Source organism: Chloroflexota bacterium (assembly GCA_035652535.1).
In the GTDB taxonomy this organism is placed as follows: Bacteria; Chloroflexota; UBA6077; order UBA6077; family SHYK01; genus DASRDP01.
In genome coordinates, this window is sequence record DASRDP010000139.1 from 20,675 (window position 1) to 34,366 (window position 13,692).

A 13,692-nucleotide genomic window follows, 5' to 3' on the forward strand; every position below is an offset into this window, starting at 1 on the left:
GCGAGGGCCGTGAAGTTCGACTACTACGTGCTGAACACCTACGTGCCGTCGGTGGACGGCGATGGCCCGGACATCTATGCGAAGTGGCTCGAGCAGGTGGTCATGGCGGAGGATCTGGGTTTCGAATGCGCGTGGTTCACCGAGCACCACTTCGGTCGTTTTGGCGGAATGCTGCCAAGCCCCGGGCTCTTGATTTCGTCGCTTGCCCAGCGAACGGTTCGCATGAGACTGGGGACCGCGGTCGTTCTCCTGCCTGTTCATCACCCCGTGCACGTCGCGGAGGAGCTAGCGGAGCTGGACATCTTGACCGCGGGACGGCTGAACGTTGGTGTGGGGCGGGGGATGGCGTCGCAGCCGTACCGCGTCTTCGGCACCGATCCCGCCCTTGCGCAGGAGAAGCTCGAGGAGCAGGTGGAAATTCTCCTCGGCGCCTGGACCACCACGCCGTTTCGTTGGCTTGGCAAGTACTACCAGGTCCCGGATCCCATCACCGTGCGTCCGACCCCGCTTCAAAAACCGCATCCACCATTGTGGATGCCGGCCAGCTCGGATGTGGAGCACGCCCGCTGGATTGGGCGCCACGGCGCAAACCTGATGACGCTCCCCTGGCTCCAGGGCTTCGACGTGACCCGCCGCGTGATCGACGCGTACCGCGCCGGACTGAGCGAAGGAGGCGTCGGAACGCGGGAACGCCAGGTGCTGAGCTACCTGCCGATCTATGTCGGCGCGACCGAACGAGCAGCCGCCGAGGAATCGGAACGCTTCTGGCGCGGATTCAGCGAGGTTGCCGACGAAGAGCGCGGCAGACCGGCGCCAAATCCAATGTCGTTCGCACATCTCGTCGCCGAGAGCCGCCTGATCTTCGGCGACTCTGTCCACTGCCGCGATCACATCGCGCGAATCGCGGCGGAGCTGTCGGTTGATCGTCTGGCCCTCATGTTCCATTTCGGAGGGATGCCGCAGCCGCTGGCTCTCGCATCGATGCGGCGTTTCGCGTCCGAGGTCGCACCGGCCTTTTCCGGCAGCTCATCGGAGAGCTAATCGGCATGTCGGATGAGCTTTGGCGCCAGATCCTGCTGCTCTGCGGCGAGGGGGTGGTCATCGTGGCCGCCCTGCTCCTCATGTTCCACCTCCGCGCCCTATTCGGACTGGTTCCCGTCTACATTGCCGTTGCGACCATTTATCAGCTCGCCAACTTGACCGCATCGTCGGTGTACATCCAGATCCGACCCGATTTGGTGCTCAGCCCGGGCTCAGTGGTCATCTTCCCCGCAGTCCTCGTGGTGGTGCTGCTCCTGTACATCCGGGAGGACGCGGAGGAGGCCAGGAAGCTGATCTACGGGCTTCTGGCTGGCGATCTGGTCGCCGCTCTCCTGGGCCTCCTCATCGCCCAACACTTTCACAGCTCGCTGTTCGTCAATCCTCAGGCTGTTCCCATGGGCGTGTTCCTTCAGCAGCCACGGATCCTCATCGTCGGCACACTCGCTCTGTTCGCCGATACGGTCCTCATCATCCTCGTGTACGAGTCCCTATCGCGGACGGTCTTTCGGTCGATGTTCGTTCAGATTTCGGCTTCCCTGGTCATCGTGCTGCTGTTCGATACGGTGCTCTTCGTCACCGGGACCTTCGTCGAGACTCCGAGCTACGTCCCGATCTTGGTGTCCGATGCGATCGGAAAGGCCGCGGCGGGAGTGTTCTACGCGGTCCCGGTGACCCTGTACGTCCGTCACTTCGAGCCGGCCGCGCGCAGCGCCGCCACGATCCGCCTCAGTCTCGTCGATCTGTTCGAGCGTCTTACCTATCGACAGCGGTACGAAGCGTTACGGGTCGAGCTGACGCGCGACTGGCTGACTGGCGTGTACAACCGCGCGTTCTTCGACGATACATCGGAGCTCCTCGCAGCGGGCTCGCGGCGGTCGGGCCGACCGTTCGCGATCCTCATGATCGACGTGGACGACTTCAAGCAGATCAACGACACGTTTGGGCATCGAACAGGCGACCGGGTGCTCCAGAGCGTCGCGGCCAGCATTCGCGCCAATTGCCGCCCGTCCGATCTCGTTTGCCGCTATGGCGGGGAGGAATTCACCGTGCTCCTGCCGGACGCCAACCTGGCCGATGGGATTAGCATCGCGGGGCGGCTGGGGCCGGCAGTCACATCGGCGTTGGCGAACGACGACGAGCGCTGGGTGGCTCGGCCGGTGACGGTCACCGTGGGCATCGCGTGTTTTCCCGCCGATGCCAGCACGGTGGAAGAAGTTCTGCAAATCGCCGACCGACGGATGTACGAGGGCAAACAGCTGGGGCGCAATCGCATCGTCCCCGAGCGTCCGGTGACCGCTCCGACGGCACAGCGCGAAATTGACCAGATCCACGGCGACGCCACGCAGCCGAAACCGCACCACTGACGGGGAGCCTGTCCCGAGCTTCCGCGGACGGGGCTTACGGCCCCCCGGCTGGAGTCGGCTGCACGCCCCACCAGCCTGGATGCGACGCGATTGAAGCGGGTACAACCAAGGGCGACCGGAGGGGCGATGTTTCCCATTGACGAGATCCAGGCCGTGTACGGCGCGATCGGCGACGAGGGCTTTCGCGCGCTCGTCGAGGCGTTTTATCGGCGTGTGGAGAACGATCCGCTCCTACGTCAGATATTCCCCGCCGACCTCGCCGAGGGGCGCGAGCGGCAGTATCTCTTTCTCCGCCAGTACTTCGGGGGTCCCGCCGAGTATTCGGCGCGTTATGGACACCCGCAGCTCCGGCGGCGCCACCTCCCGTTCGCCATCACACGCGCGGCTCGCGACGTGTGGCTCGGCCACATGCTGGCGGCGATCGATGAAGTCGCGATTCCTGAACCGCACGCGAGTCTCATGCGCCGTTACTTCGAGCGGTTCTCGCTTGACATGATCAATCGGGACGACGCCGGAGCGGTCGCGCCCCTCACAGCCGGTCCCGCCATGATCGGTGTCCTCGGAAGGAACCATCAGGGCGATCGAATCGAGTAATCGACCGCCCGGCTAGCTGCTCGGCTTCCCGCCCTCGCCGCCGAACCATCGGGTCAGCAAACGGTCGTACGTGCCATTTTCCCGCAGCCGGAGGAGCGCCTCGTTGACGGGCTTTCGCAACGGACTCGCGTTGGGAAAGAGGATCCCGTAGCTCTCCTTGCGGAAGACGGACCCCGCCACCTGCACTTTGCCATTGCCCTCGTGGGATGCGTAATACTGCAGGATCGGAGCGTCGTACACAATCGCCTCGGCGTCCCCCCGTTCGAGCGTTTGAATCGCCTCGTCGACCGTCGCGAATTCGCTGGCTGTAATGTTGTGCAGCTTTAGGTACTCCGCCGAGGTGCTTCCCGCGACCGTCGCGACGCGCTTGCCCGGCAGATCGTCGGGCCCCTGGATGTCCGTCCGGAGCTGCGAGACGGTGAGGGAGGACGTGACCGACGCGGTGAAGTAGGCGATGAACACGACCGCGACGAACATCCACAGGGCAGACACGACGCGGGCGACCGCGCTTTTCGGCCATAGCTCGGCCTGGGTCGCGAGGGCCGAGATGGACCAAAAGATCGCGTCGAAGATGGCGGGGAAGTAGCGTCGGCCCGAAAATACGCCGTCCTCCCTCCGCCGCTCGAAGAACCAGACGATGTTCCCAGACACCAGGACGCCGGCCACGACGAACGCCAGGATCGCGAGAAACTCGGGTGTGAAGATGGCGTCGACGATCCGGAGGACGCCTCCCGCGGCGTGCCCTTGCTGTGGGACAAGGATCTGCAGGCCAGCGTCGAACATGGGCTGAGAGAAGTCCCAGGCGCGCTCGCGATCTTCCGTGATGGAAATCGCGGAGATCGCCAGGTCGGCCTCCCCATCTTGCGTGGCCTCGAGCAGGTCGTTGACCGTTGGTTTCGTGATGTATTCCGTGCGAGCACCGAGCTGGCCGGCGATCTCCTGCCACAGGTCGATGCTGAATCCGGTGAGGCTCCCCCCCTCTTCATAAACGAACGGCTTCACCACGCGGGTCGCGACGCGCAGCGTTTGCGGCTGCGACTGCGCGTGGATCTGCGCGGGAATGAGGACGAAAAGGAGCACGGTCGCGGCGGCAATCCATTTCACCGGCTGGACGTCCTCTCTGCAGGATGGTTCCGCGGCGCGGCGTTGTGCCCGGTGGATCTGGCCATAACGGATCCGGATGGCCCGATTCCACGTCCCCTGCCCAGCAGGAGACCAGCATTCGCGCGCGGGTGCCGATGCTGGACGCTCGCGGGTCAGGATGCTTCGCGGGCCGCGATCGCCTCGTTATACAGAACTCGCACCTGGGGGTCTTCCAGGTCGTAGTCCAGCTGATGTCCGCCTTCCTCGCGCACGCTGGTGTAGACGAGCGCGCGCCCGTCGGCCCTCGTCGCGGGCAATCCGGGCCCCGTCGGGATGTACCGGACCGGCACGTTACCGGTATTGAAGTGCTGGTGCCACCAGCCGCTTGGTGGCGAGTAGACGGTCCCCTCGGTGAAGTCGACGCGAGCAACGCGGTCGGCCTTTCCGTCGGCCCACGGGTGCCAGCCCAGCTCCGGGGGCCACATGAGGGTGAATCCTTGGCCCTGCGCAATGTAGATCTGGACGCCGCCCTCGTGCCAGTGGGCGGTCGTGTACGTGCCCACGGGATATTCGGCGGCAAAGGTGAGCATGCGGTTACGCCCGAGTCGGAGGTAGCGGCGCGCGAATCCCTCTCCTCTGCTGGCTCCTGCCGGCGGCAGATCGAGGCTGATGGCTTTGAAGTCGGGAATGAAGTTGTTCTGGTACACGATCTCGCCATACGGAAGCTGCGCTGGCCTCGGAGCGGTGCTGAAGTAGTCCGCTTCCGACATGTAGCGGTCACGAAAGGCGAATCGCTCGCCGTAGACGAACTCGGTGCTCTGAAAGAGGTTGATGATGAGCGGCGCGTTGGTGACGGCGAAGTAGCGCGCCGGTTCGTCGGACAGGTTCACGAAGCGGTGCCACACACTGAGCGGCAGGACCAGCATGCTATCGGGCTGCCATTCGACGACGCGCCGCTGCTCGCCCGTGCGCCAAAACTCCGTACAGCCGTGGCCCGACAGGATGTACACGACAGCCTCGAAGAGGTGCACCTCGGGCTGGAGCGTGCCGCGGGCGGGAATCTCGCACACGTAGGATCCCGTTTGGTCTTCCGCGCCCCGCAGTCGGAGGTACGCGCCCTCTCCGCCAAGGCGCGCCCATGGCCCAAGCTCCACCCGGCGAACATCCTGCACGAAGAGGCCGGTGTGAACGGGCACGCCTTCCTGGACGAGCCACGAGGAGTAGCTTTCGCGCGGAGCTTCTGTCGGTATCCCGGACGGCTGTCTCGCTCCGTTCTCCTGGCTGGCGTTGTCGGTCTGCAGCTCCACGGTTCCTCCTCCGTCTCGGCGTCTCCCCATCATACCCGGGACGACTCGATGGCAGGCTCGTCACGCGGTGGGCACCCGACCCAAGGGTGCCGGACAGGCTACAATGCGGTGACGTGCCAGGATCCGGGCCACCGCGCGACGCGCGCATTGCCGTGGCGCGCCGGGCCTTTTGGCCGGCGATCTCGCTGAATGAGGGGTGAACCAATGCTCACGCGTGAGGAAAATGACCTGCTCACTCGCGTTGGCCCCGGTACTCCCATGGGAGACCTGCTCCGCCGGTACTGGCAGCCCGTGTGCGTGGCCGGCGAGCTCACAGCCGATCACCCGGTCAAGCGCGTGCAGGTGCTGGGCGAAGAGCTCGTGGCTTTTCGTGACTCTACTGGCCGGTACGGGCTCCTCGGTGAGCACTGCTCTCACCGCGGAACGTCGCTGTACTATGGGTTCCTCGAGGACGGGGGTCTCCGTTGCCCCTACCACGGCTGGCTCTACGACGCGAGTGGACGGTGCATCGAGCAGCCGTTCGAGCCAGCGCAGTCCATGATGAAGCACACGATCCGGCATCCCGCCTACCCGGTGGAGACGCTCGGCGGACTCTTGTTCGCCTACATGGGGCCGCCTGAGACGAAGCCGCTGCTCCCCCGCTGGGACGTGCTCGTGTGGGAGGACGGCCAACGAACGATCCGCCTGCAAGAGACGCTCGAGTGCAACTGGCTGCAAGCCCAGGAGAACTCGGCAGATGTTACGCACACGTATTTCCTGCATGCCCATACGCTGAAGTTGAGGGGTCTCAAAGGAGGCGACTATTTCTATCGCCCCTTTGAGCAATATGGGTTCCAGCCGTTCGAGTTCGGGCTGATCAAGACGTGGCGCTACGCGGCGGACGGGCGTCTCAGCGCCGAAGTGGGTGGAGGGAACCCGCTGATCTTCCCCAATATCCTTCGTCAGCAATCCGGTGCCTGGCACAACATGCATTGGCGCGTGCCCATCGACGACACCCGCACGAACATCATCGTGGTGAATTTCCGACGCAACGTGGACGGGCATCGAGAGGAACAACCAGAATTCCCGCCGGTCGAGTTTACGCCCGAGACGTTGCCGAACGGCGAGTACGCCATGGACTCCTTCTTTGGACAGGACAAGATGGCGTGGGAAACGCAAGGCCGCATCGTGGACCGCAGCGCCGAGCATATCGGAGCGTCGGACCACGGCATCGCCCTCGTCCGCCGGATGCTGCTGGAACAGATCAAGGTGGTCCAGCAGGGCGGCGATCCGATGGGCACCATTCGCGATCCCGAGCGGAACCGGATCGTGGAGCTGCCCGGCTGGTTCGTGATGGACAGCCAGGACATCCTGGAGGGGCGAAGCGCCACAGGGCGCGAGCTGGTCTCGAGCGACGGGGTTTTTGACGATCGGTACGTGGCATATGACGTGCCCGTGGGAGCCGCCCGTGTCCCGCGAGCGGGATCATGAGGACCGCCACCTTGGAATGGTCCGATCCGGCATTGGGCGGCGCTACCCATGCGTGACTGGGAAACTCAGCTCACCTCCGCCGACCGCGAGCTGTACCAGCGGAACCTCTATGGAGCGCGGCAGCAATTCCGGTCTCGCCCGGCCCTGCTGGTCGTCGACGTCACCCGGTCCTTCGTCGGCAGCGGCAGGATGCCGATCCTTGAGGCTGTTGAGGAGTATCCGACGAGCTGCGGGGAGCGGGGCTGGGACGCGCTCCCGCGAATCCGGGACCTGCTCGACTCTGCACGCCGAGCCCATATCCCGATCATTTACACGCGGGCGGCCGATTTTTTGCGTCCCTTCGCCGCAAGCACCACCAAAAGCGTGAACCCTGAGGCGCAGTACACGGACGAGCACGCGCAGGACTTTCCGGAGCTGATTGCGCCGCGGGCAAGCGATCTCGTGATCGACAAGGCGAAGGCGAGCGCCTTTTTTGGCACTCCATTGGAGATATGCCTGCGGCATATGGGCGTCGATTCCCTGCTCGTGGCGGGCACCACGACGTCGGGGTGCGTGCGGGCATCCGTCGTCGATGCGCACTCGTTTGGGTTCACCGTCTTCGTCGTCGAGGAGTGCTGCTTCGACCGCTTCGAGAGCGCCCACCGGGCAAACCTCTTCGATATGAACGCCAAATACGCGACGGTCATTGGCTTGCGCGAGGCGATCGAATACCTCGACACGGTGCTTGAACGCGCCTGAGAAGTATCTGTATGCTGACGCCGAGCCGGCGTCTCGGCCTGGGGTTCGGTGCTGCAAACGACGCATGTTGCGCCCTATTCGGACCTGCGTGAGTTCATAGCTGCCCTTGACGCCCACGGCAAGCTGTACCGCGTGGATCGGGCCATCGATAAAGACCGAGAGCTGCACCCGCTCGTCCGCTGGCAGTATCGGGGCGGGATCCCCGAGGGCGAACGTCGCGCATTCCTCTTTCGCAACGTCGTCGATGCAACGGGTCGACGGTATCGGGGCTCCGTGCTCGTCGGTGGTCTCGCGGGGTCTTCGGAGATCTACGCGATCGGGCTGCAGTGCCGACCAGACGAGGTCGCGGATCGGTGGAACGCGGCGATGAGTCGCCCGATTGCGCCGGAATTGGCGCCTTCCGGCCCGGTCCAGGAGGAGGTCCACGCCGGCGACGGCCTACTCGGCCACGGCGGCCTCCTGGAGTTTCCCGTCCCCATTTCTACGCCCGGTTACGACATCGGCGCGTACATTACGGCCGGCCATTGGGTCACGAAGGACCCCGACACCGGGCAGCGCAACGTCGGGAATTATCGCGGCCTCATCAAAGGACCAAGCCTGTGCGGGCTTTTCGTTGGAAATCCACAGGATCTCGCGCGCCACTGGGAGAAGTGCCGCAAGCGCGGCGCGCCCCTTGAAGTCGCGGTCGTCGTCGGCGCCGTACCGGCTCTGTCGTACACCGCTGCCCAAAAAGTGCCGCCGGACATGGACGAGCTCTCGCTGGCAGGCGGGCTCATGGGTGAGCCGATCCCGATCGTCAAATGCCAAACCGTCGATCTCGAGGTGCCCGCGACGGCTGAGATCGTGCTGGAGGGCCGCGTCTCGACCGAATACCTGGAGGAAGAAGGCCCGTTCGGCGAGTCGATGGGCTACGTCGACCTCCGCACACTCAGCCCATTTATGGAGCTGACCGCGGTGACCCACCGGCGTGATCCCGTCTGGGTTTCCATCCTGAGCCAGGTGACGCCGAGCGAAAGCTCGAAGATCAAGGGAATGAGCATGCCCACGCTCATCCATCGCTATCTGACGAATCGATTGCCACGGGCCGGTGTGCTCGAGGTCTCCCTGATGGAGCCTTTAGTCAACCTTCGTCCGTACGTGGTCGTGCGCATGCAAAAACAGACCGATGATGACCCGTGGGACGTGCTCACCGCGATTCTCGACTATGGAGACCGCGTTGGGAAGTTCGTCGTGGCGGTCGACGAAGATATCAACCCGCACGATCCGGTCGCGGTGACGTGGGCCATCACGCACCGATCACAGCCGCATCGCGACGTGCGCATCGTAAAGGACCGACCGTTTGGGGCGACGCCTATTGGGACGGTGCTGAGTCACCCGTCGAGTAGGTACGATAGCCAGGAGTCGTCCCTTCTCATCGACGCGACGCGCAAAGCAGACTTCCCACCGGTGTCGCTCCCCAAGCGGGAATACATGGAGCGTGCACGCGAGATTTGGGACGAGCTTGGTCTCCCGCAGGTGTCCCCAGAACCGCCCTGGCACGGCTATTCCCTCGGCCTATGGCCCGAGGAGCTGGACGAAGAGGCCGCGCGGGCAGCCGCGGGCGCGCACGAACAGGTCGCGCAAGAGTTGCGGTCCACGCGCGTTCGTCTCGCGCCGGATCAGACGCTGGCCGACGCTCGCCGCGCGTGGGCGCGTACGCACCAGGGACGCGCCGGGTAGATCCTCGGGACGGGCGGCGCGGGGTACCGCTGCCAGGGCCCCATCAGCGCGATCAAGGAGAATGCATGAAGCACACCGTCCGGTTGACCGTCAACCGGCGTCCATTCGAGGAAGAGGCCGACAGCCGCCAGCTCCTCGTGCACTTCATCCGCGAGACGCTCGGGCTCACGGGGACGCACGTCGGCTGCGTCATCGGTGAATGTGGGGCCTGCTCCGTGTTGCTCGACGGCAAGGTGGTGAAGTCCTGTCTCATGCTCGCCGCGCAGGCTGATGGCTGCGAGCTCACGACGATTGAGGGACTGGAGCAGGACGGGACGATCCATCCGCTTCAGGCGGCGTTCATCGCGGCGTACGGTGTCCAGTGCGGCTATTGCACGCCGGGGATGATCCTCGCAGGCCTCGATCTTTTGTCCCGAAATCCCCAGCCGACCGAGGGTGAGATCAGGAAGGCGCTGGAGGGGAACCTCTGCATGTGCACCGGATACACGCAGATCGTGCGAGCGATTCAGCAGGCGGCCGCCACGATGGCCGCCACGAGCGGGGGAACGCAATGACGGCGCGTGAGGAGCGCCCGCTCGCCTTCGTGGGCCAGCGCGTTCGGAGTCACGAGGCTCCGCGCCACGCGACCGGACGCGGGCGGTTCGTCGACGATTTCCGCGTGGCCGGCATGCTCTATGGCGGCGTGCTCCGGAGCAGCTTCCCCCACGCCCGCATCGTCAGCGTGAACGCGGACGAGGCGCGCAAGCTGCCCGGCGTCGTCGCGGTCTTGACGCCTGCCGACTTCCGCGAAATGACGCATCCCTTCGCGCCCGGGCGCTATGCCGCGGGGCTCCGCGCGCCCATCATGGAATATCCGACGGCCGTGGACAAGGTGCGCTACATGGGGGAGCCGGTCGCGGCCGTGGCCGCCCGCGATGCCGCGACGGCCGAGGATGCGCTTGACCTGATCGAGGTGGAGTACGATCCGCTGCCCGCGGTGGTCGATCCCTTCGATGCCGCCCGACCCGAATCCGCGCTGCTGTACGAGGAGCTGGGCACGAACGTGCCGTGGCAGGGAGCCATCCGCTACGGAGACGTCGAGCGCGCGTTCCGCGAAGCTGACGTGGTCGTTCGCCACCATCTGAAGATGCACCGGTACAGCTCGATCCCGCTCGAGCCCTTCGCCATGATCGCCTCCGCGGACCCGACGCGCCAGTCCGTGACGATGTGGATCAACGCGCAGGTGCCCGACGTGATCGACGACGCGCTTCGGGAGGCCCTCGGTCTCCAGGATGTCCGAATCTACATCCCTGACGTCGGCGGCGGCTTCGGCCAAAAGATCCACCTGATCCGAAAGTACGCCGTCATCACTGCGCTCCTCTCCCTCCGCAGCGGGCGGCCCGTGAAGTGGGTCGAGGACCGCACCGGTCACATGATGGCTGGCGGCCAAACGTGCCTGCAGCATTGGGACGTCGAGGCCGCCGTGAAGAAGGACGGCACCGTGCTTGGCCTGCGCGTGCACGAGGTGGACGACGTCGGCGGCTCAATCAGCACGCTCACCATCCACTTCACCAACAAGCTCAACAATCTGACGAACGTCTATACGACCCGGCACATCGCGCTCGAAGGCAGCTCGGTTGTGACGAACAAGTGCCCGGTCGTGCCCAATCGCGGCATCGGGAAGCCGGGGATGTGCTTCATCTGGGAGCGCACCATAGACCGGATCGCCGAGCAGCTCGCGATGGATCCCGTCGAGCTGCGGCGCCGAAACCTGGTCCAGGCGAATCAGTTCCCCTACGAGACGCCCAATGGGAACATCTACGACAGCGGCGACTATCAGACCCTGCTCGACCGATGCCTTGCGGGGATCGGCTACGACGCGCTCCGCAAGGAACAGGCGCGGGCGCGGGAGGAAGGACGCTACCTGGGCGTGAGCGTTGTGATGGGGGTTGAGCCGGGCGGCCGGAACGCGGCGCGCGACCTGGCCATCTTCCCCGGCGCCAACGTGGCGGGGAGCGGCGGAGTGAACGGCGCAACGCTCCGGATCGAGCGCAGCGGGCAGGTCACCTTGTTCCTCGGGAGCCCCAACTGCGGGCAGGCCCACGAGACGACGACGGCCCAGGTCGTCGCCGACATCCTCGGCGTCACGCCCGACCAGGTCACCGTGATCTCGCCTTTCGACAGCGAATCGGCGCCCTGGGGAACGGCGGCGGCGAATAGCGGGAACAATTTCCACCTGTACGACATCGGCGCGGTCCACGGCGCCGCGACGACCCTGAAAGCCAAAGTCACCGAGCTGGCCAGCCACCTCCTCGACGCGGATCCGGAAGAGCTGGTGTTCGCCGGCGGAACCGTCGCCCGGGCCGACGGGAAGCGGATCACCTTCACCGAGCTTGGCCGCGTCGCGTACGGCAACCAGGCGCGCATCCCGCCCAGGATGGAGCCCGGGCTCCAGGCTACCCACTATTTCACCTTTCCGCACGCGCAGCCGTACCTCGTTCCCGACGAGCTGGGTCGCGTCCGCGCGCAATTCTCCTTTTCGTCCGCCGCCCACGCCGCCGTCGTGGAGGTCGACGTGGAGACGGGGGACGTCAAAGTGCTTCGGTACCTGATCGTGAGCGACAACGGGACGATCATCAATCCAGACGTTGTGGATGGGCAGATCTATGGCTCGGCCGCTCACGGTATTTCGGCCGCTCTGGGCGAGGGGTTCGTGTACGACGAGGAGGGACGACTCCTCACCCTGACCCTCACCGACTATGGAAAGGCGACCGCCGAGGAGACGCCGCTGGTCGAGATTGACCACTATTCGGTCCCGTCACCCTTTACCACGCTGGGACAAAAGGCCGCCGGCGAAGGGGCGTCGATCCCCGCTCCGGCCGCCATCGCGGGGGCAGTGGAGGACGCGCTGCGACCGTTTGGCGTGCGCGTCCATGAACTCCCGCTGACGAAAGAGGCCGTGTGGCGCCTGATCCAGGACGCCCGCTCGCAAGGGGGTTCCGTGTCGGGAGCGCGCTCGTGATCCCCTGCGCCTTCGATCTCCACCGGCCGACCTCGCTCGATGAGGCGCTCGCGCTCCTCGCGTCGGGTGGGGATGGAGCGAAGGTGCTGGCGGGCGGGCAGAGTTTGATCCCTCTCATGAAGCTTCGGCTCGCCGCCCCGACGTCGCTCGTTGACCTGGCGCGCGTGCCCGGTCTCACCGGGATCAGCCAGGTTGCGACGAACGGCGGCTCGAATGCTGTGATTTCTATCGGGGCCATGACGGCCTACGATCAGATCGAAGAGTCGGCTCTGCTCGCCCGCACGTGCCCTCTTCTTCCCCAAACTGCGGCCGCCGTGGCCGACGTCCAGGTGCGCCATCGTGGCACGTTGGGCGGCAGCCTGGCGCACGCGGACCCCACAGCGGACATGGCGGCAGCGGCGCTAGCGCTCGACGCGGAGGTGCGGGTCGTGGGGCCGCGCGGTGAACGGTGGCTGCGCGTGGAGGATCTCATCACCGGCTTCTACACTACCGACCTGGCGCCGGACGAGATTCTCACCGAGATCCGCGTGCGCCCGCTGCCCGGCTGGGCTAGCGCTTATGTCAAAGCCGCGCGAAAACAGGCGGGGTTCGCCATTGCAGGGGTCGCCGCTGCGGTACTGCAGGGCCCGGACGGGACATGTGAGGACATCCGGATCGGCTTGACCGGCGTCACGGACCGGCCGATCCGCGCGCGGAACGTGGAAGACGGACTTCGAGGAGAACGGCTTTCGGACGCCGCCATCGAAGCAGCGGCAGCCACCGTCACAGAGGGCCTCTGGATCGCCGACGACTTCCGCGCCTCCTCCGCCTACCGCGAGCATTTGGCACGCGTATATACGGCGAGAGCGATCCGGGCGGCCAGGACCTTCGTGGCCTGAGGCCCGATCGAGCGCCACTGCACCCCCTCCCGGGGTGGGATTGACCCGTCTGCCGGGGTGTGGCCCTGCGCCGCGTCTGTTCGGTAGGCTGGAAGCGAGAGCGGCGGTGGCAGCATGTCGCTCGCGGTGCAGGGCAGGACGAGATGGTCTCGGCGGGGGCGCGTCAATTCCAGGCGAAGCAATCGTTGGTACGCCGTTCGGCCGCGCGGCGGCTCCGACTCGCCCGTGGGCTCGTGCTGGGCGCGGCGCTAGCGTTGGTCAGCTGTGCCCATCCAGCCGGTTCCGCCGGCTCGGGGCGCCAGGCCGCGATCTTCTCGGCCTCGAAGGCGCCGAGCCAAGAGCTCGCTCCCGAGTTCGTCAACGCCGCCGCGATCCTGCGGGTCACCATCGGTTTCCGGTCCGATCCTGGCCTCGTGACTCTTGACGGCGGGGTCCTTGCCAGCGCCATTCGAGCGAAAGACGGAGCCACGTATCAACTGCCGGGGGACGTTGACCCA

At 65.7% G+C, this 13,692-nt stretch carries 12 protein-coding genes; 10 read left to right on the forward strand and 2 right to left on the reverse strand.

Annotated elements, in window-relative coordinates; genetic code table 11:
* Positions 1-9 precede the first annotated feature (9 nt).
* The 3 genes from VFC51_17440 to VFC51_17450 all read left to right on the forward strand — a co-directional run bounded on the left by VFC51_17440 (position 10) and on the right by VFC51_17450 (position 2,999).
* Positions 10-1,041, forward strand: a complete 1,032-nt coding sequence (locus VFC51_17440; GenBank protein ID HZT08810.1) for an LLM class flavin-dependent oxidoreductase — start codon at positions 10-12, stop codon at positions 1,039-1,041.
* Positions 1,042-1,046: 5 nt separating this feature from the next.
* On the forward strand, positions 1,047-2,405 hold the full coding sequence (locus tag VFC51_17445; GenBank protein ID HZT08811.1) for a diguanylate cyclase: 1,359 nt from the start codon (positions 1,047-1,049) through the stop codon (positions 2,403-2,405).
* Between the two features lie 126 nt (positions 2,406-2,531).
* A complete protein-coding gene (locus VFC51_17450) occupies positions 2,532-2,999 on the forward strand; it encodes a globin (GenBank protein HZT08812.1) in 468 nt (155 codons plus the stop codon).
* Positions 3,000-3,011: 12 nt separating this feature from the next.
* Here VFC51_17450 and VFC51_17455 read toward each other — a convergent pair whose 3' ends face one another.
* Both VFC51_17455 and VFC51_17460 read right to left on the reverse strand, forming a co-directional pair.
* Positions 3,012-4,103 carry a transporter substrate-binding domain-containing protein gene (locus VFC51_17455; protein ID HZT08813.1) on the reverse strand — a complete coding sequence of 364 codons (1,092 nt, stop codon included), beginning with the start codon at positions 4,101-4,103 and terminating at the stop codon, positions 3,012-3,014.
* A 152-nt stretch (positions 4,104-4,255) separates the two neighbouring features.
* The gene (locus tag VFC51_17460; protein ID HZT08814.1) at positions 4,256-5,389 is read right to left on the reverse strand and encodes a cupin domain-containing protein; all 1,134 of its coding nucleotides are present in this window, start codon (positions 5,387-5,389) and stop codon (positions 4,256-4,258) included.
* A 204-nt stretch (positions 5,390-5,593) separates the two neighbouring features.
* Between VFC51_17460 and VFC51_17465 the strand changes: the two genes are divergently transcribed.
* From VFC51_17465 to VFC51_17495, 7 genes are all read left to right on the forward strand, one after another.
* Entirely contained in the window at positions 5,594-6,859 is a 1,266-nt protein-coding gene (locus tag VFC51_17465) for a Rieske 2Fe-2S domain-containing protein (protein ID HZT08815.1), read from the forward strand.
* Between the two features lie 48 nt (positions 6,860-6,907).
* Positions 6,908-7,597 carry an isochorismatase family protein gene (locus VFC51_17470; GenBank protein ID HZT08816.1) on the forward strand — a complete coding sequence of 230 codons (690 nt, stop codon included), beginning with the start codon at positions 6,908-6,910 and terminating at the stop codon, positions 7,595-7,597.
* Positions 7,598-7,645: 48 nt separating this feature from the next.
* Positions 7,646-9,316 (forward strand): UbiD family decarboxylase, encoded by a 1,671-nt coding sequence (locus VFC51_17475; GenBank protein ID HZT08817.1) that lies wholly within the window; start codon positions 7,646-7,648, stop codon positions 9,314-9,316.
* A gap of 65 nt (positions 9,317-9,381) precedes the next feature.
* Positions 9,382-9,870, forward strand: coding sequence for a (2Fe-2S)-binding protein (locus tag VFC51_17480; GenBank protein HZT08818.1), 489 nt, complete (start codon positions 9,382-9,384; stop codon positions 9,868-9,870).
* Complete coding sequence (locus VFC51_17485; protein ID HZT08819.1) at positions 9,867-12,317, forward strand: xanthine dehydrogenase family protein molybdopterin-binding subunit; 2,451 nt, start codon at positions 9,867-9,869, stop codon at positions 12,315-12,317. Before VFC51_17480 ends, VFC51_17485 begins: the two co-directional genes overlap by 4 nt.
* Complete coding sequence (locus tag VFC51_17490; GenBank protein HZT08820.1) at positions 12,314-13,195, forward strand: xanthine dehydrogenase family protein subunit M; 882 nt, start codon at positions 12,314-12,316, stop codon at positions 13,193-13,195. Before VFC51_17485 ends, VFC51_17490 begins: the two co-directional genes overlap by 4 nt.
* 143 nt (positions 13,196-13,338) lie before the next feature.
* The coding region (locus VFC51_17495; protein HZT08821.1) for a hypothetical protein at positions 13,339-13,692 on the forward strand (354 nt) is incomplete at its 3' end.